At 67.2% G+C, this 19,181-nt stretch carries 14 protein-coding genes; 3 read left to right on the top strand and 11 right to left on the bottom strand.

All coding sequences use genetic code 11. The features are described from left to right. Positions 1–156: 156 nt before the first annotated feature. Both SR858_RS03180 and SR858_RS03185 read left to right on the top strand, forming a co-directional pair. Positions 157–1,758, top strand: a complete 1,602-nt coding sequence (locus SR858_RS03180; RefSeq protein ID WP_322534380.1) for a DEAD/DEAH box helicase — start codon at positions 157–159, stop codon at positions 1,756–1,758. A gap of 140 nt (positions 1,759–1,898) precedes the next feature. Next, complete coding sequence (locus tag SR858_RS03185) at positions 1,899–3,950, top strand: acyltransferase family protein (protein ID WP_019924784.1); 2,052 nt, start codon at positions 1,899–1,901, stop codon at positions 3,948–3,950. Between the two features lie 15 nt (positions 3,951–3,965). On the opposite strand, the gene SR858_RS03190 is transcribed toward SR858_RS03185, so the two are convergent. The 11 genes from SR858_RS03190 to SR858_RS03240 all read right to left on the bottom strand — a co-directional run bounded on the left by SR858_RS03190 (position 3,966) and on the right by SR858_RS03240 (position 17,867). Next, complete coding sequence (locus SR858_RS03190; RefSeq protein ID WP_019924785.1) at positions 3,966–6,029, bottom strand: DUF7024 domain-containing protein; 2,064 nt, start codon at positions 6,027–6,029, stop codon at positions 3,966–3,968. A 5-nt stretch (positions 6,030–6,034) separates the two neighbouring features. Beyond that, a complete protein-coding gene (locus SR858_RS03195; protein WP_019924786.1) occupies positions 6,035–6,799 on the bottom strand; it encodes a PIG-L deacetylase family protein in 765 nt (254 codons plus the stop codon). Then, positions 6,789–7,646, bottom strand: a complete 858-nt coding sequence (locus SR858_RS03200) for a GNAT family N-acetyltransferase (protein ID WP_019924787.1) — start codon at positions 7,644–7,646, stop codon at positions 6,789–6,791. The genes SR858_RS03195 and SR858_RS03200 overlap by 11 nt, the downstream gene beginning before the upstream one ends. Beyond that, positions 7,643–8,074, bottom strand: coding sequence for a GtrA family protein (locus SR858_RS03205; RefSeq protein WP_322534382.1), 432 nt, complete (start codon positions 8,072–8,074; stop codon positions 7,643–7,645). The genes SR858_RS03200 and SR858_RS03205 overlap by 4 nt, the downstream gene beginning before the upstream one ends. Continuing rightward, complete coding sequence (locus SR858_RS03210) at positions 8,067–9,077, bottom strand: glycosyltransferase family 2 protein (protein WP_019924789.1); 1,011 nt, start codon at positions 9,075–9,077, stop codon at positions 8,067–8,069. Before SR858_RS03210 ends, SR858_RS03205 begins: the two co-directional genes overlap by 8 nt. Next, entirely contained in the window at positions 9,074–12,100 is a 3,027-nt protein-coding gene (locus SR858_RS03215; protein WP_019924790.1) for a glycosyltransferase, read from the bottom strand. The genes SR858_RS03210 and SR858_RS03215 overlap by 4 nt, the downstream gene beginning before the upstream one ends. 3 nt (positions 12,101–12,103) lie before the next feature. Continuing rightward, positions 12,104–13,309 (bottom strand): FkbM family methyltransferase, encoded by a 1,206-nt coding sequence (locus SR858_RS03220; RefSeq protein ID WP_019924791.1) that lies wholly within the window; start codon positions 13,307–13,309, stop codon positions 12,104–12,106. After that, a complete protein-coding gene (locus tag SR858_RS03225; protein ID WP_322534384.1) occupies positions 13,306–14,349 on the bottom strand; it encodes an FkbM family methyltransferase in 1,044 nt (347 codons plus the stop codon). The genes SR858_RS03220 and SR858_RS03225 overlap by 4 nt, the downstream gene beginning before the upstream one ends. Continuing rightward, entirely contained in the window at positions 14,334–15,656 is a 1,323-nt protein-coding gene (locus SR858_RS03230) for an ABC transporter ATP-binding protein (protein WP_019924793.1), read from the bottom strand. Before SR858_RS03230 ends, SR858_RS03225 begins: the two co-directional genes overlap by 16 nt. Next, the gene (locus SR858_RS03235; RefSeq protein WP_019924794.1) at positions 15,656–16,450 is read right to left on the bottom strand and encodes an ABC transporter permease; all 795 of its coding nucleotides are present in this window, start codon (positions 16,448–16,450) and stop codon (positions 15,656–15,658) included. Before SR858_RS03235 ends, SR858_RS03230 begins: the two co-directional genes overlap by 1 nt. A 163-nt stretch (positions 16,451–16,613) precedes the next feature. Continuing rightward, entirely contained in the window at positions 16,614–17,867 is a 1,254-nt protein-coding gene (locus SR858_RS03240; protein WP_019924795.1) for a tetratricopeptide repeat protein, read from the bottom strand. A gap of 210 nt (positions 17,868–18,077) precedes the next feature. Here SR858_RS03240 and SR858_RS03245 point away from each other — a divergent pair, with 210 nt between their 5' ends. Beyond that, on the top strand, positions 18,078–19,109 hold the full coding sequence (locus SR858_RS03245) for a hypothetical protein (RefSeq protein WP_019924796.1): 1,032 nt from the start codon (positions 18,078–18,080) through the stop codon (positions 19,107–19,109). The last annotated feature ends 72 nt before the right edge of the window (positions 19,110–19,181 follow it).

Here is a 19,181-nt window from a genome sequence, read left to right on the forward strand (position 1 = left end):
GAATCCGAGATCACTACCCCGTCTGTTGACGTCCCGTCTGCCCCCAATGCACCTGCTGCACCAGTCACGCCAGCAGCACCAGCAGTACCCGCAGCACCAGTAGTGCCTGTGGCAACAGCAGCACCTGTGGAACCCGCACCTGCGCAACCAGCACCCGTGGAATCCGCAGCACCAGCACCAGCACCAGCACCAGCACCGGTAACCTCTGCTGCGCCCGCAGCCGAGGCGGTTGCCGTCGCGGCGGTGCCGGTTGCGCCAGTTGTACCAGCCGCTCCGGCTGCGCCAGCCGCAGCGGTAGCGCCGGTCGCCAGCGTGCGCTTTGCCGACTTTGGCCTGTCGCCGCTGATCCAGCGCGCGCTCGACGAAGCCGGTTACGAGCATCCGACGCCGATCCAGGCCGAGGCGATCCCCGTGCTGCTGCAAGGACGCGATGTCATGGGCGCGGCCCAGACCGGCACCGGCAAGACCGCCAGTTTCTCGCTGCCCATCATCCAGATGCTGCTGGCCAATGCCAGCCACAGCACCTCGCCGGCGCGCCACCCGGTGCGCGCGCTGATCCTCACGCCTACCCGCGAACTGGCGGTGCAGGTGGCCGATAACGTCAAGGCCTATGCCAAGCACACGCCGCTGCGCTCCACCGTGGTATTCGGCGGCATGGACATGAAGCCGCAAACGGCGCTGCTCAAGGCCGGCGTGGAAATCGTCATCGCCACTCCGGGCCGACTGCTCGACCATATCGAGCAAAAGAACATCAGCCTGTCGCAAGTGCAAATGCTGGTCATGGACGAAGCCGACCGCATGCTGGACATGGGTTTCCTGCCGGACTTGCAGCGCATCATCAATCTGTTGCCGAAGCAGCGCCAGAACCTGATGTTCTCGGCCACGTTCTCGCCGGAAATCAAAAAGCTGGCCAACACCTTCCTCAGTAACCCGATCACCATCGAAGTCGCGCGCAGCAACCAGACCGCCGACAAGGTCACCCAGGTTGTCTACAAGGTCGCGGAGAACCAGAAGCACGCGGTCACCGCGCACATCCTGCGCCAGCGCGAGCTGAAACAGGTGATCATCTTCTCCAACACCAAGATCGGCTGCTCGCGCCTGGCGCGCGAACTCGAGCGCGAAGGCATGAAGGCGGTTGCCATCCACGGCGACAAGACCCAGCAAGAGCGCATGGCCGCACTGGAAGCGTTCAAGAAGGGCGAGACCGACATCCTGGTCGCCACCGACGTTGCCGCCCGTGGCCTCGACATCACCGACCTGCCATGCGTGATCAACTACGATCTGCCGTACAACGCCGAAGACTACGTCCACCGCATCGGCCGCACCGGCCGCGCCGGCGCCTCCGGCGACGCCATTTCGATCTACTCCGACAAGGACGAGCGCTTGCTGGCCGACATCGAAAAGCTGATCAAGCAAACCATCAAGCGCGGCGAGCTGCAAGGCTTCAATCCTGCGCCTGCCTTCGGCGCCTCCGCCACTGGCGAAGAGCGCGGCAACCGTGGCGAGCGCAGTGAACGTGGCGACCGCCATCCGCGCCGCCCGGAAGACAGCAGCCGTGGCCCGGCCAGCCGTCCGACCGACCGCGCCCCGCGCGGCATGGGCATGGCCCCGCGCCGCGACAAGGTCGATCCATGGTTCCTCAAGCCGTACGAACCGGCCCGCAGCACGTTGCCCCCTGCCAGCGCCTCCGCCAGCAATGCCCCGGCCAAGCCCAAGCAAAAGCTGGCAGTATTGCTCGGCGGCGTGCCGAAGCAATAAAGCCAGGCGCCGCCAGCCCCCCAAGGTTGCACCTTGACCGGCAGTGAGTGAAAATTGCACGACTATATTGCCATTGTGGTTTCGACTACAATGGCTTTTTTTTATGCTTGATCGCTGGAAATTAATCAGCGGTTTGCGTCATGACACCCCACACGTCCTCCCTGCCCGATACCGCGCCTGCATCCTTGCCTGCTTCACCCGTCACCCCGTTTGCCGCGCCGCATCCGGCCTATCGCGCCGATATCGACGGTCTGCGCGCGCTGGCCGTGTTGTCGGTGGTGCTGTACCACGCGTTTCCGGCGCGCTTGCCCGGGGGCTTTGCCGGTGTCGATATTTTCTTTGTCATTTCCGGCTTCCTGATCGGCAGCATCCTGATCGCCGGCATCGAGCAGGGCAGCTTCCGGTTCGCTGATTTCTATGTGCGCCGGGTGCGCCGGATTTTCCCGGCGCTGATCCTGGTGCTGGCTGCCACCATGCTGTTCGGCTGGTTTGCCCTGTTCCCCGATGAGTACAAGATGCTGGGCACCCATGTGCTGGCCGGTGCCGGTTTCTTCTCGAACTTTTTCCTGTGGAGCGAAGTCGGCTACTTCGACACGGCGGCCGACACCAAGCCGCTGCTGCACTTGTGGTCGCTGGGCATCGAAGAACAGTTTTATATCGTCTGGCCGGTGCTGATGTGGCTGGCTTGGCGGCGCGGTGTCAGCGTGCTCACGCTGGCGTTGTCGGTGCTGGTGCTGTCGTTTGCCATCAACCTGGCCGGCGTCCACAAGTTCCCGAGCGCGACCTTCTATTCGCCGGCCAGCCGGGTGTGGGAAATGTTGTTCGGCACCGTGCTGGCCTACCTGTCGGTGCACCGGATCAGGCTGTTCATCGGTGCGCGCCGGGACGGGCACGATCACGCTGGCGCCAGCGAGCACACCACGCTGTTCGAGCTGGGCAGCGCGCAGGTGCGCAACGTGGCGTCGGTGGCTGGGCTGTTGCTGATCGTGGCGGCGCTGGCCCTGCTGCGCGCCGACCGCCACTTTCCCGGCGGCTGGGCGCTGTTGCCGGTGCTGGGCGCCACCTTGCTGATCGCGGCCGGACCGCAAGCGCTGTGCAACCGCCTGCTGCTGTCCAATCGGGTCGCCGTGTGGTTAGGCCTGATCAGCTATCCGCTGTACCTGTGGCACTGGCCGCTGCTGGCGTTTGCGCGCATTGTCGAGTCGGGCCTGCCGTCGGCCAAAGTGCGCGGGTGCGCCGTGCTGGCGGCCGTGGTGCTGGCATGGCTGACGTACCGCCTGGTCGAGCGGCCGCTGCGCGGCGCCCGCAATGGCCGCATCAAGGTGGCCGTGCTGGCGGCCGCCATGCTGGCGCTGGTGGCGGTGGCTGCCGCCATTTACGCCGGCAATGGCTGGCCGCAGCGCGCCAGCGTGGTCGATAACGCCCTGCAGCAGCAGGACCTGGTGATTGTCGAGGACAAGGCCAATGCGGCGGCCTGCAAGCAGCGCTACGGTTTTGCCTCGCTGTACGAATACTGCCTGCTCGACCAGCCGGCCCGGGACCCGACCGTGCTGCTGATCGGCGACAGCCATGGCTACCACCTGGTGGCCGGATTGACCCGCTACTACCGCTCGCAGGGCGAAAACCTCTGGTACCTGGGTACTCGCACCCCATTCCTGGGCATGCCCGATCGCGGCGACGGCTACCAGAAAGCCACCCCGATGATGCTCAAGCTGGCGCTGGAGACCCCCGGCATCAAGACCGTGATCGTGTCCACCAACGTCAAGCTGTACACGTATAACGCCGACGGTGTGGCGCTGGTGGCCGCCATGCGCGAAACCGTGCGCCAGCTGCTGGCGGCCGGTCGCGAAGTGATCCTGGTGTACGATGCGCCAGCCCTCGACTTCGAGCCGCGTGGCTGCCTGCGGCGGGCCGGTGTGGCCAGTTCACGCACCAACATCGATTGCGCCATGCCGCGCGCCGTGTTCGACCAGAACGTGGCGGCGCACAAGCCGGCATGGGACGCGCTGCTCAAGGAATTCCCGCAGGTACAGGTGTTCGACACGGCCGCGCCATTATGCGACGCCAAGCGCTGCCACGCGATGATCGGCACCACGCTGATGTACCGCGACAACCACCATCTCAGCTATCGCGGCGACTTGTACATGGGCGAATTGTTTGCGCGCCAGCAGCTGGCGCGGCAGGGCAAATAATCAGGCGTCCCGGCTTTATGGCGCGTTCAAGGCGCCGACGGTCAGGCTCACCAGGCCGATGCCGAGCGTGCGCGGATCGCCATTGCCGCCATTGGCGGCGCTGGGGGCGGTCGGATGCGGTACGTCGAACACCAGTTCGGTCTGCCGGCCATCGGTATCGATGCGCACGGTGCGCTGGCCGATGGCGCCGGCGAATGCCAGCTCGCGTGTTGCTGTGCCCACGGTCAGCTTGACCGGTGCGCCAGCGTTGGGGCCGAACGCCTGGGCTTCGATGGTCAGCAGCATGTGGCGCGGCAGCGGCTGGGCAAAGCGCACCACGACCTGCTTGCTGTCGGACCAGGTGCCCCACGGTTCGGGCGCCGACAGGCCGGTGACTGTTACCAGGCTGGTGGGCGGCACGCGCTTGAACGATACCGTGGCGACAATCCGGTCCGCCACCGGCGTGGGCGTCAGGCGCGTGAGCGTGTAATCGGGGGTGACCACCTGTGGCGCCAGGTCCGGGGCCAGCGCATGTTTGCCCAGCACCATCAGCGTCTCGACCCCGGCGGGCAGCATGCTGGCGTTGATCGCTGCGCCGGGCGGCAATATCAGCACCTGGCTGGCATGGCTGTCCACCTGGAACTGCGCGCGATACAGCAGGGCGGCGTCGTCGCCGGCCAGCAGCATGCGGTCGCGCTGCGCCGGGGTGAATTGCTGGTACATCGCGTGGCCCGCCCGGTCCGCCGGCAGCGGATGAGTGGCGGCCACCAGCAGCATGATGGTCGAGGTGGCGGCGGAATTGATCGCCACCATGGGCAGCAGCACCCAGATGAAGCCCTGGCGCGCCAGCGCCGGGCGCCAGGCCCACACGATGACCAGCAGCAGCTGCACCGTCATCAGGCTATAGAAGCCGATCTTGAATACGCCAAGGTTCGCCAGCTCTGGCGAATCCACGATCGAATGCGGAAAGTGGCTGAACAGGTTCACCATCGCATACGCGATCAGCGCGGCAAACACCAGCGCCAGCGCGGTACGCAGGCGCTGGCCGAGGTTGGCCGTCAGCAGCGGCGAGGCGGCCAGCATCGGCAGCAACGGCAGCACGAAGCCGTAGTAGCGCAGGTGCAGCCGCGAACCTTCGATGGTGCCGGCCTGGGCAATCGAGGCGGTGAACGCGACCGTCAGGGCCATGGTGGCGCCCAGGGTAAGCACGGTGTACACCAGGGCATTGATGCCGGGCTTGCCGGCGGCAGCGCGGGCGGTCGGACTGGTGACAGCAGCGGCCACGGCGACCAGCGGCAACGCCCACATCAGCACCAGCGCCATCGCGTGGCCGTAAAAATTCCACAGCGCCGGCGGGAGCAGGCGCAGCGGCGAACTGCCGGCGCCGGCATGGCCGCTGTAGAAGCTGCCGATCATGTCGAGCCCGGGCGGTCCGGCCAGCAGCCAGCCCAGTCCCCATTTCACCGCCAGCATGCACGCTGCCATGACCACGGCAGCGAGCAGGCCGACAGCTGCGCGGCCGTCACGCCAGTTGCGCCAGACCGTGTACAGCATGATGGCCGGCAGCAGGAACAGGGCGTGGACTTTTACCAAGCTCATCAATCCAAGCGCCATCCCGGCCCACACGGCGCCGCGCGCCCCGGTGCCGCCAACTTCTCCCAGCATGAGCCAGGTCAGCACCCAGAAGCACAGGAAATACGTGGCTTCGGGCATGAAGAACGACGTGTAGATATTGGTCGCACCGAGCAATACCGTCAGCGTGATCACGATTGCGGCCGGGCGGCCGGCGAGCGGCAGCGCCACCCGGTACATGAACGGCGCGGCCAGCAGGTACAGCACGGTATTGCCGAGGCGCGCGCATTCGAGGAATTCCGGGCCGCACGCATTGGTGGCGCGGAACAGCCACAGGTACAGGTACGACGGCACCATCGCCTCGCCCAGCGGCGCCAGCCGCGCGTAGCGGCTGTAGCTCCACTCGTCGAGGAACACGACCGGGTACAGGCCATGGTTGCGGATCAGCAGGTACAGCAGGATTAACAGCACGCCCAAGGGGAGGGCATGGTGCGACAGGCGCGAGGTGAAGCGGGTAGGAGTGGTCATGGAGGTCAATTTCGATCGGCGCGCCAGGCGGCCAGTTGTTGCTGCATCTGCGGCCAGGTGAAGAAACGGCGCTGCTCATAGTACAGGTCGCCTGCATGCGGGCGCTGCAAGGTCCGCGCGGGCGCCACCGGTTGCAGGGTTTGCTCACCGCGCCGCAGGTAGTGCCACAGCACGAACGGGAACAGGCCGATCCAGGTCACCGCCTGCGATGGATAGGCCAGGCAGTAACGGCAAAACCGCAGGCGGTTTTTCCAGGGTATGGCGGTGCGTTCGACCGCGCCATTGGCGGGCAACGGGCGCAGCACGGTGAAGAACGGCTTCGGGATGCCGGCGCTGTTGTACAGCGCATACTGGCGCACGATGGCCAGCAGGCCGGCCGCCTGCGCGGTATCGACAGCCAGCGCGTGCAGCGCGTCGTGGTCGTGGTGGCCCCCTTCCCACGCCGGCACGCACAGCAGTTGCGGCGTGCCCGCCTCGCGGCACCAGCGCGCCAGCCAGGCCGCTGCCGGCGCCAGGTGATGGGGCAGGCGGGCGTCGAGAATGGCCAGCTCGGCGCCGGGGAACACGATATCGTCCTGGGCCACGCCGATGGCGCCCAGCACGCGGCGCGACTCGGCCGCGCGGCGGGCCGACAGCTCGTCTGTCGGGCTGGTGGTGAAATAGGCGCAGCGCACGCGCAGCCCGCGCGCCAGGCAGTCGAGCATGGTTTGCCAGACGCCGAATTCGTCGTCGGGATGGGCGAACAGGAACAGGGCGGTGTCAGTAGGCATCGAAGTCGAGGAAGGAAAAATCGATCGCTTCCGGCGCCAGCCGGCCCTGGTCGCTGCCGGCCAGCGGCAGCCAGATCAGGTTGAGCGGGGAAGGGCGCAGCCGCTGCGGAATATTCACGTAGCGGCCATAGCCGCCGTCGGCGTCCGGGCGCAGGCCCAGGAACAGGCGCAACGTGGCCGGTGCGGCGGTGCCCGCCTCGGGCAGCGCGATGGCCGGCGGCAGGCTGGCGGCGGCTACCTCGGCATACGCGTGCACCAGCGGCATGGCCGGTGCGTGGAACTGCCACAGGTCGCCGTGGCGGCGCGCACCCAGCGGCTTGCCGGGACAGGCGGCGCGCCAGGCCAGGCTGGCCTGGTCCCAGCGCCGCGCGAACGAACGGGGGCCGGGGCGCGGCGGCGGCAAGGTGCCAAAGCCGATCCGCGCTTCGAGCGGGCGCACCAGCTGGAAGTTGAGCTTGCGCAGGAAGCCGGGCGTGCTGTTGGCGTTGGCCACCCCGTACACGCCGTGGTAGCCGTGGCGGGCGCCGGCCTCGTACGTCAGCGCTGCCAGCTTGGTAAACAGGCCCTTGCCCTGGTGCGCCGGATGGGTGGCGGTATTGAGCGACAGCAGTACCGGCACCGTGGCGCCGTTGATGTCGGCGCGCGCGGCAATGCACACGTAGTGCGCCGCCAGCTGGTCGCCGTCCCAGGCGTCGAAGCCTACCGCCACGCCGTCCGGGTTGTCGCGGTACAGCCATTGCAAATAGGTCCGGGTAAATTTTTCGGTGCCCGGAAAACAGGCCGACAGCAGTTGCGCATACCTGGTCAGCGCATCGTCGTCGGTGCGAATCGGCAATAAAGTGGTCATCGGAAGATCCAGTATTTGCTGAGCAAAAAGCCGTTGCACGCCACGAGCGGCAGCGACACCAGTTTGCCAATCAAGGCGACGCCAGCTGTGGCATCGTTGACGGCACCCGCGCCCATGCCCGCGCGGGCCAGCACCAGTGCGGCGCTCACAAAGGCAATCGTGAGCAGGTAATTGAGCGCCACCACGCACAAAAAGCGCAGGAAGGCGCCGGCGCTGTGCAGGCGGCCGAAGGTCACGCGCGCATGGAACGCGTAATTGAGCAGCAGCCCCGTGGCGAAACCCGCGCTGGTAGCGGCCGCCACGCTGAAACCCATGCCGGCCAGCAGCAGACCCTGCATCACGCCCACGTCGAGCGCGGAGCACAGCAGGCCGCCGCCCACGAACACCAGGAACTGGCGTTGGCGCAGCGCGTGCATCAATTTAATCACGCACCACCACCGCAGCCCGGGCAACCGATTTCTTCTGTACCACGCGGCGCGGCACTGCCGCGATATCGTAGGCCAGGAACGCCAGGATCAGCTGCATGCCCATCAGTACCGGCAGCGCCGATACCATTACCGTGCCAGCCGGCGTGGCCACGCCGTGCGCGGCCGCCTGCACCCAGTGCCAGGCGCCATACACGCTGCCGAACAGCAGCATGGACACGCCCATCGGCAGTTGCAGCGATGCCAGCGACATATTGCGCAGGTAGTAGTTGTAGAACAAACGCTTGCCCAGGTTGCGCGCGTGCTTGACCATGAACTCGGTGACGATTTTCGAAATTTTCAGGTTGCTCACCTCGTCGCCATAGCTGGCATCCATCGGCACGTCCGCCACCACCGCCTGGATGGTATTGAGGCGGAACAGCATGTCGGACTCGAAAAAATACCGGCTGCTGATGCGGTCGAACGGCAGGTGGCGCGCGGCGTCCGCGTGCAGCGCGGTGTAGCCGTTGGTGGGATCGAACAAATCCCAGTAGCCGGACGACAGCTTGGTCATCAGCGACAGCACGGCGTTGCCGAACAGGCGCATGACCGGCATTTGGCGGATTTTCTCGAGGTCGAAGAAGCGGTTGCCCTTGGTATAGTCGGCTTCACCGTTCAGGATCGGCGCGACGAAATGCGGCAGCAGCGCCGGATCCATCTGGCCGTCACCATCGATCTTGACCATGATGCGCATGCCGTCGGCCAGCGCGGCGCGGTAGCCGCTCATGACGGCGCCGCCCACGCCCTGGTTCTCGGTGTGCTGCACCACCACCACGCGCGGATCGCGGCACTCGGCGCGCACCAGCGCGCCGGACTGGTCGGGACAGCAGTCGTCCACCACGTAAATGCGCGCCACTTCCGGGCCGATCGCGGCCAGCACGCCCAGGATGTGGCGCGTTACGCGGTAGCTGGGGATCACCACCGCGATGCGGTCGGCGTCGGGGGAGTACAGGTCGATCGGGTTCATGCAGCACCTAAGGAAGAAAAGGCCGGCGTGCCGGATGGAAGGGAAGTTAGCACGCGATACGGCTGCCGGCCATCGAGTACGGGCGATACTTGCAGCGCTTGCAGCAATTGCGCGGTGCTGGCCTTCCAGGTCAGCCACGGCATGCCGGCGGAGCCGGGTGCGGCGCCAGCCGCGTGCAGGTCCAGCCAGTCGCGCAGCGCCTGCGCCAGGTCGGCCGGAGCGGTGCCGCTGAAGTAGCTGGCATGTGTGCCACCCACTTCGCGGAACACGGGCAGATCGCGCGCGATGATGGGCAGGCCGTGCTGGGCGGCTTCGATCAGCGGCAAGCCGAAGCCTTCGCCGTTCGAGGCCGCCACCAGCGCCGAGCAGGACTGGTACAGCTTGAGCAGCATTTCGTCGGACACGCCGGCCAGCCAGAACAGGCGCCGTCCCCGCTCTGCGTGCTGTTCCAGTTGCCGCGCCAGCGCTTCCATCATCCAGCCGGCCTTGCCCACGATGACCAGGTTGACATCGACGCCTTGCTGCCACAGCAGCTCGACCGCAGCGAGCGCCTGGGCCTGGCCCTTGCGCGGCTCCAGCGTACCCACCAGCAGCAGGCTGGAGCGTGCGGCGATGGCAGCCAGGATGTCGCTGGCGTCGGCCGGCAAGCCGGTGCTGGGCGCGCTGGCATCGATGTCGGCGCCAAGGTGGAAGTAACTGAGCGGCAACGGGTCCGCAGCGGCGCGGCCGCCCGGTGCAAAGGCGGGCCGCTGCGCCAGCCAGTCGTGCAATTCGTCGGCCACGGCGCGCGAGATGCACACCAGGCCGTCGGCCACGGCGGCGATGGTGTCGAGGTAATCGCGGAAATAATCGTCGGTGCCGGCCGGGAACATGGCCGGTTGCAGCACCGGCAGCAGGTCGTACACCACGAAATGCATGCGCACGCCACGGCGCCGCATGTCGAGCAACTGCGAACGGCTTTGAATGGTGACGCCGGCAAACAGGTCGAGTCCGAGGAACAGGTCGCCGGCGCGCAGCTCCAGCGGCGCGTCTTCGAGCGCCACCGGCGGCAAGCCCAGCAATTTAAAGGTATAGGCGCGCGCGTACCGGTAGGGCGCGCCGCCGCTGGTGCCGTACACGGGCTCGATGCGGTAGCCGGGCGGCGGCGCGGCGATCAGGTCGAGCAGGATGCTGCGCACCACGCGCTGGATGCCGGTGCGCAGATCGGTATGCACGAGCGCCGAGACATCGACGAACAGCTGGCGCGGGCCGCGTGGCAAGCGGTTGGCGGCAATCGCGGCGGCGGTCTCCATCAAGGCGCCGGCGGGCGCGGGCGACAAGCGGCGCAGCGCGTCCAGCAGTTCCGCGTAGTGGCGGTGCGGCTGGTGCGCGGCCAGGGTTTCGATCGCCTGGTGAAAGCGCGGCCCCACCTGTTGCGGCGTGTGGTGGGCAGCCATGTAGGCGCGCGCCCGGCCGGCCAGGTCGGCGCGCGCGGCGGCGTCGCGGTGCAGGTCGGTCAAGGCGGCGCCCAGCATGGCGGCGTCGCACACGTCGGGCAGTTGCACCAGCACGTCGGCGGGCAGATCGGTGTTGGAGCCGTGGGCGTTGACCACGGTGGGCAGGCCGTGCAGCAGGCAATCGAGCACCGACGCCGAGGTTTCGCCGCGCGTGCGGCTGCGCAGCTGGACGGCGGCGTCGGCGCCGGCCAGCCAGGTGGCGTACTGCTCGCTGCTGACGAAGCCGGTGATGTGGATGGTGGCCGCCGCTCCAGACTTGGCAATCCGGTGCGCAATGGCGCTGCCGTAACGGTCGGGATCGGCCTTGCCGACGAACACCAGGTGGCAGCGGCGGTCGGCTGCCAGCGGGCTGGCCAGGAACGCTTCCAGCAGCAAATCGTTGAGCTTGGTGACGCCCATCATGCCGAAGCTGCACACCACGAAGCTGTCCTCGGCCAGGCCCAGCGCGGACCGGGCCGCGGCGCGGGCGCGGCCGGCGTCATGGCCGGGCGGCAGGCCCCGGATCAGGGGCAAGGTCTGCCAGTCGGCGCCGGTGTCGGCGCCGTACCATTGCTGTGCCAGGCGCCGCGAAAAATCGGAATGGACGATCACGCCGCTGGCGTGCTCGAGCACCTGCCAGTTGCATGGATAGGCCCAGACGGCGGCGTTGCGGCCATCGCGCGCGGCGGCCTGCAAGGCGCCGTAGCCGTGCGAGGCATACAGCGCCTGCGCCAGCGCCTGCGGCGCGTAGCCGTCGTGCTCCATCGCGTCGAGCAGGTTGCTGAGGAAGAAATCGTGCAGCACCACGATGCCGGGGTGGCGCTGCAATAGCGCGAACATGTGCTGGTGCACCGGGCTGTTGCCGAAATGGTAGAGCACGCGCTGGTACTGGCCGCCGTGCTGCTCGAACCAGGCGCAGTCGCGCACCGTGTAGCGCTGGGCCAGGTGGGCATCGGGCGCGGCGTCGACGATCAGCTCGATGTCGTAGTAATGTTCGAGCTCGGCCAACAGCTCGACGCTGTAGTCGGCAATGCCGGAATGCTGCGGCGGCAGCGGCGACAGGTAGGCCATCCGTGGTTTCGCGCCAGCGATGCTGCCGGCGCCGCCGACGCTGATGTCCGTGTCGGTGCCAGGCACGGCAGCCAGCAGCGCTTGCTGCACGGCTAGCGCGTCGGCGTTGGACATGCCGTGGATGACGGGAATGGCCGCCAGGCTGTCGCCGTCGGTATCCGCCACGGGGGGGGCTGGTCGCCACACCACGTCGGCCTGCACGTCGCGCAGCAAGGTGTCGCGCAACAGTGTGGCCGCCTGCCGGCGCCAGGCATCGGCGCCGCGCGCGGTGTCGAGCACCCGCACTTGCACTTGGGCGGGACGGGCAGCCAGCAGCGGCGCCAGCGCCAGCCGCGCGGCGTCGGACCGCTCGCCGTGCGCATGGTGCAGCAGCGCCACCACGGTGTGGCCGGCAGCGGCCAGCCCGGCTGCGGTGTTCGATACCTGTGCCAGGGTGGCGTCGTCCAGGCTCGGGTGTAAATCAATTGCGATACGCATGCTTCAGTGACGGGAAAAGGAATCGGAACGCTCGAGATCGGCCAGCACGCGGCGGGCCGACTGCGGCAGGTGCGCCAGTGCCGGCGGCACGTCGGCCAGCATCGGCACCACGGCGTCGGGATTGCCGCGCACCCGCGCATACCAGGCCAGGAAGCGCGCTTCCAGTCCCGGGACGCGGCGCAGCACAGCAAACGCGGCGCCGCGCAGCGCCGGCCGCTGCGCCAGCCACATCAGCGCGCGCCGCACTTGCGGCCGCACACGCGCAGGCGTGAACAGGCGCAGCGGCGCGGTCAGGCGCCACGACCAGCTGCCGTGGGCTGCCTGCAACTGCGCTTCAAGCTGGCGCGCCCACGCGGTTTGGCCGTCGTGCACCTGCACCAGTTCTGCATGGCGCGCGCGCGCCTCGGCCAGTTCGGCTGCGACGCCCTGCAGGCGCACCAGTTCTGCCGCGAGGCCGGTCATGCGCCCCAGTTCGGCGTCCAGCGCCTGCACCCGGTGCAGGGCGCGGTCGAGATCGCGCACGATGTAATGGTCGAACACATTGGGCTGGACGGCCAGCGCAGGCAACAGGTGCGCCTGCTCGGCCGCCACGTAATACCGGTTGAGACCATCGAAATAGGCGTACCGGTAATCGCACGATGTCACCAGCGCTTCCCACTGCTCGTGATTGGTGACGGGACTGCCGGGCAGCGTCGCTTCGATCACCAGCACCCACGGCCGCCAGCGCCGCAGGTCCATGCCGCGCAATACTTCCGCTTCGAAGCCCTCGACATCGATCTTGAGGAAATGGATGGCGTCCGGCGCATGCTCGGCGCAGATGCCGGCCAACGTGCGCATGGGCACCTGGTGCTCGATGATGGACACGCCGTCGGCGCGGTGCAGGGCTGCGGTGGCGGCATCGGTCGAGGCCCAGCCGTTGACGGTAGGTGTGTCGTACAGCGTGATGCTGCCGTCGGCAGCGCCGCAGGCCAGCGCCAGGTTGATGTCGCGCGGGCGCTCGCGCAGGAAGACTTCGTGGTACGACGGCATCGGTTCGATGTTGATGCCGCGCCAGCCGGCGTCGTAGAAAATCCGGGTGACCGAATTTTCCTCGGGGTCGTTGGCGCCGACGTCGATATAAAAACCGTTTTGTATGCGGTTCAGTGCGCGCCACAGCAGCACGTCTTCGCCGTTCTGCGCGTACGAGATCAGGGGGATGCGCAGTGTCATGCAGCCTCCGGCGCAAACAGTGCGGCGTGCGCCGGCCCGGCCACCGCAGCCGCCAGCGACGGCTTGTCATAGACCAGCAGCGCAATCGCCGCCTGGGCCAGCAGGTCGCGCCCGGCCAGGCCGGCGGCGCGCCTGAAGAACACGGCGTCGCCCCAGCCAAGGCGGTCGCGGCTGCCCTCGAACGGGCCGTGGTAGGCGTAGCGGCAGCTGTGGGACAGGTCGATGAAGTCGAAGCCGTGGCCGCGCAGCAGTTGCTCAATTTCCGAGAACAGGCCCTGGCCAGCGTAGATCTCTGCAAACGACACTTCGCAGTGGACCACGTTGGTACGGGCCAGCACGGCGCCGGCATGGCGCAGCGCGGGCAATTCGAAGCCCTGGATGTCGAGCTTGAGGAAGTCCACCGTGGCGTCATCGTCCAGCACGTCGTCGAGGGTGCGGGTGGCGACCTGCCCGGTGCGCGCCGTGCGTAGCTGGCTCAGATGCACCAACTGCCCGGTGAGCGCAGTATTGAACGGCAGCAGCGACGACGTCGCGTCGGGCACGTTCAGGTGGAACGTATGGTTGTTGCCGTCGCCGATGAAGTCCGGGTACATGCGCACGGTGGCGCCGTCGGCCTGGCGCCGTTCGGTCAGCTTGTCCGCGATCGGTTCGAAGCCGACGATGTGGCACGGCAGGCCGTGGCCGGCCAGGGCCGCATACACGTGCTGTTCGTCGGCCAGGATTTGCGCGCCCACGTCCACGATGCGCAGCGGTGAACCGGCCAGCGCGGCGGCGGCGGCTGCGGCCACGCGCGTGCGCAGGCCGGCGTGCGCGTGCTGGTGGGCCAGCGTGGCGCGGTATTCATCGCTGGCGGTGAGCGCGGTGGTAAGCGCGGCCAGGTCGAGGCGGCCGTCCACCAGGGTGTCGGTCCAGTAGGCCAGGCCGGCGGCGTCGGCCTCGCGGCCCAGCAGGGCGCGATACAGGGCGCGCACCAGGTGCTGCGCTTCAAGGGAGGAATAGGTCACGATACTCTTTCTGGATTCCATTACAGCGTGGCGCATTCGAGCCGTGGCGCCAGGTTGGTCATGCCGGACCAGCGGATCGCCGCAGCCTCGGGCAGCACCATGAAGGCGCTGACCTCGTGCAGGTAATTGAGCACCTCGCGGAAGTTGCCTTCATCATAACCGCCATTGCCCAAACCAACCGTCAGCGTGTACTCCTCCGGTGCGAGGCGCATGGCAAAGACAAAACTGGCCGACAGCACGCCGCCTGCGCTGACCGGCCCCGGGGTCTGGTGCATGCAATAGGTATTGGTTTCGAACAGCACGATGCCGTGCCGGTTGCGGATCTTGAAGCCCACGTGCGGATCGTCGAGGTCGCGGTGGGCCAGGTAATCGATGCGCAGGCGTACCTGCTGGTCGGCGCCGATATTGGTCAGCGCAACGCCGTCGGCATCGACAAAAGCGGCGCCCACGCAATCGGCGTGCGCGGTGACGATGCTGCCGTCGCTGCCGGAGAGTGCGACGGACGTGCGCAGGCGGTCGGCATCGACCGGTGGCGCAGCCGGGGCCCCGGTCGGGACAGAAAGTGCAACCGGTATCGGCGCGGAGGCCGCCGCATCGGCAGCATCGACCGGCGCATGGCCCAGCAGTTCGGCCTGGTAGCGGTCGGCGGCGGTGCGCGGCGCGCCGTCGAAGGCCAGCCGGCCCTGGCGGATATACAGCGCGCGGTCGCAGATATTCATCACCGTGCCCATGCTGTGCGAGACGAACAGCAAGGTGGTGCCGGCCGCCGTGAAACCACGGATGCGGTCGAAACATTTTTGCTGGAAGAACACGTCGCCGACCGCCAGCGCCTCGTCGACGATCAGGATGTCGGGCCGCTCGCAGGTGGCCACGCTGAACGCCAGGCGCATCTGCATGCCGCTCGAATACACGCGCACCGGCTGGTCGATGTAGTCGCCGATGCCGGCAAACGCCTCGATCTCGGGCATCAGCGCGGTGATGCGGGCGGCGTCCAGGCCCATCAGTTGGCCGGCCATGAGCACGTTCTGGCGGCCGGTAAAGTCCGGGTGGAAACCCAGGCCCAGTTCCAGCAAGGCCGCCACCCGGCCGTGCGTGGCCACGCTGCCCACGGTGGGCAGGGTAGTGCCGGTGATCAGTTTCAACAGCGTGCTCTTGCCCGCGCCGTTGATGCCGATCAGCGCCACCGCCTCGCCGGCGGCGATATGAAAATCGATGTCCTGCAAGATCCAGTGGGCACGGTGGCGCGGGCCGCGCCACGGCAGCAGCCACTCGGCCAGGCGCGCCCAGCGCGTCGGATATTGTTTGTAGGCCTTGCCCAGGCCGGCAACGGTAATGGCTCCCATCACAGCTCGTCCACCATTTCGCCGGCGCGCTTGCGGAACAGCCGCAGGCCCAGCACGCACAGCACCAGCGCGCCCAGCGCTGCCGGCAGCAGGCCGGCCCAGTCGGGCGCGCGGCCGTGCAGCAGCACGTCCTGGAAGCCGCCCGTCACTGCTGCCATGGGATTGAACACCAGCAAGTCGCGCAGCGCGGGCGGCAAGATCGCGGCCGGGTACACCACCGGCGTCAACCAGAACCAGAACTGGATAAAGATCTGGAAAAACTGGCCGACGTCGCGGAAGAACACATTGAGCACGCCCAGCACCAGGCCCAGCCCGATCGCCAGCGCCACTTCCAGCACCAGCAGCGGCAGCAGCAGCGCGTACACGGCACCGGGGAACTGGCCCGATACCAGCAGGAAGACGGTAAACAGGCCAAAAATAATCGCGAAGTTGACCAGCGCGTTGCTGGCCACGATGGCCGGCAGGCAGATGCGCGGGAAGTTGGCCTTTTTAAGCAGGTTGGCGTTGTCGATGAACATGTTCTGCGCGCGCGTGACGATCTCGGCAAACAGGCCCCATGACAGGATGCCGGCGCACAGGTAAATGCTGTAGCCGAAGCGGCTGACCTCGCCTGGCAGCTTGCTCTGCATCACCTGCGAGAAAATCACGGTATAGACCACGATCATCGCCAGCGGATTGAGCACGGTCCAGGCGGCACCGAGCATGGTGTTGCGATAGCGGGACTGGAAATCGCGCTGGACACTACCCCCGATGAAGCCACGGCTGTGCCACAGCGCACGCAGCATGATGCTCATGAAATCATGGCGCCGGCACAAGGCGGCAGCAACAGTGGTGAAGGGGCGACGACCATAAGAGTCCTGCAATAATGATCGAAAGATTATATAGCAGCCAGTTGCCAGCTTAATATGTTGTAACAGCTTGTTACGCGCTGTAACTAAATCTCCGGGAAGGGGCTGATCACGGTCCCAGCCACTGCCAACTCAGTTGCAATTGGGTATCGTCGTACTGGAAGATCGAGATGTTTTCGCGGTTGTGGATGCGCCGCGCTTCGACCACCAGGTTGTGGCTCTTGCCCAGCGGGTAGGTAAAAGCGCCTCGCAACATATGCGCCTGCTGGCGCCGGGTCTCGTCAATCAGGCCCTCCGCATAGGCGCTGGCGCTGCGCCAGGTCTGGCGCGTATAGCCAAGCTCGCCCGTGCCGGCGCCAAGCAGTTGCCGGTATTGCAGCGACAGGCTGTTGCCGTGGCGGTTGCCGCCGGGACGCTGTTCGGCGGCCTTGTCGTCGAGCAGGCCGAAGCTGGCGCTGGCGTACTGGTTGCCGCTGCGCCAGGTCAGCTGGCTGCGCACTTCGCCGGTGGTGCCGCGAAAATTGTCGAGGGTCTGGTAATCGACGTGGGTCACGCCCGTGTGCAGCGACAGTTGCAGGGTCTTGGGCAGCGGCAGCGGCGGCATCAGCTGCGCTTGCAGCTGGAGCTGGCGCTGGTACAACTGGCTGCCCAGCGTCGCGTAACCGACAGTGGCGGTGGTGCGCAGTTTCCAGCGTTTGATGCGCCACGGCGTATCGATGCCGGCGAACAGCGAATAGCTGTCGTAGTCGTGCAGGCGGTCGTGGCGGCGGCCCTGGAATTGCACGAAGCCCTGGGTGCCGTTGGGCGTGAGGTCGCGGATATAGTCGGCCGACAGCGCCGTGTACTGGTCGCGCCGGGGTAAAAAGTCGGGCAGCAGCACCAGGCCGTCGCCGCCGTCCACCGGCTGGTACGTTGCGCTGTTGGCGCCCTGGTTGACATTGCGGCTCAGGCCGCGTCCCACGGAGACGCTGTACAACGGCCGCGGTTGCCAGCCGGCGCAGCCGCCGGCGCGGGCCTGGGCGATCAGTTCGCGGATTTCCGGTGGCGGTGCAAAACGCTGTTCGATGGCCTGGAACAGGCGCTCGGCCTCGGCCATGTTGCCCAGGTCGCAGCGCACCAGCGCCAGGTCGAGCCAGGCGCCCGCGTGCAGCGGCTCCTGGGCGATCACGCGTTCGAGGGCGTCGGTGGCGTCGTCGCGGCGGCCTTCGGCGATCGACCGCAGGGCATCGCGGTACAGGTCCTGCACCAGGTCTGCAGTCTGGGCGCGGGCAGCGCCGCCTGTCACGGCCAACAGGACCAGCGCGCATATCGCCAGCGGGGCGGTTTTCGACAGCGGGTGGTGGAGGAAGCCTGGCAGTGTCATCGATGGGTAAATACTGGCCGCCCCGGAATCGGCGCAATGGTCGGGCAGTATAACGTACCTGCCTGGAATTGCCGAATCGACGGTCACGGCTGGTGACAAGGATTGATACAAAGTGTAACGACTGTCTTGTCAGAAATTAATTTCGGTAAAATACGCGTTATGGCGTACGCCCGAGATCCGGGCATACGCATCATCCACCGGAATTCCATCATGGCGCGTCAACTCACCTTCATTATCGCGGCGCTGCTGGCAGCGCAGGCGCATGCCGCCGAGCCTGGACAAATCGTGTTTGTCGCCGGCCAGGCCGAGGTGGAAGGCGATCCCGCCCGCGTCGGCGCAACGGTCCGGGACGGCGACCGCTTGCGCACCGGCGGCGACGGCTACTTGTATATCCGCACTGCCGATCAGCGCCTGGTGATCGTGCGGCCAGAAACCGAAGCGCGTTTCGCTCGCGAAATAAGCACTACGGCTACCCAAGGAAACCTGGGCACGCCTGCGTTCAATACTGCCAATCTTGCCAACCTCGCCAATGCCGCTGGTCCGGTCGCCGGTCTGGCCGACGCCCGTGTCGAGTCTTCGGCCATGGCCGGCACCATGGTGGCCACCGGTGTCAACCCCGACCTCGACGCCCGCAAGAGCGGCGACCTGCAGGCCAGGTTGCCGCAGTTCGGCGCCACCGGCAATGTGCGCCCGCCCGACCTGGCCGCCCAGCCGCAAGTGGTCAGCTGGGGGCGCTGGGAAAAAGTCATCGACCGCGCGCCCAACGCCACCCTCGAGAATTTGTCCGGGGCCGTCGCGACCAGCGGTACCCGGCGCCTGGCCGCCAACGAGGTTTATGTACTGTTCCGTGGCGAAGACGGTACGCCGTACGTGACGCCGGCGCGCGGCAGCGCCGGCTTCGCCCTGGCCGCCAGCGAAGCCTATGTGCGCGATGCCGGTACCGGCCAGCGCACGGCCGCCAGCCTGTCCGACGGCCGCCTGACGGTCGATTTTGCCAAGGCCACGTTTGCCACCAGCGTCAATGTACGCGACCAGGACGCCAGCTACCGCCTGTCCGCCGCTGGCCAGTTGGCCAAGGATGGCCAGTTCGGCAGCGTCACCCGCACCGCACAGCCGGGCGCAATGCAGGTCAATGGCGCGCTGGGCGGTAATGGCGGTGCGACTTACCTGTTCGAAGGCGCGCTGACCCCGAGCAGGACCGTTTCCGGCGTGGCAACCTGGCGTACCACAACCACCCGCTAAGAGCGCCTGACGTCACCTCCATAGCTGCGTTGCAGCTCCTCGCCGTACATTCGTACAGTCTTCGTCGCTGCG

Source organism: Duganella zoogloeoides (assembly GCF_034479515.1).
GTDB lineage: Bacteria > Pseudomonadota > Gammaproteobacteria > Burkholderiales > Burkholderiaceae_D > Rugamonas > Rugamonas zoogloeoides.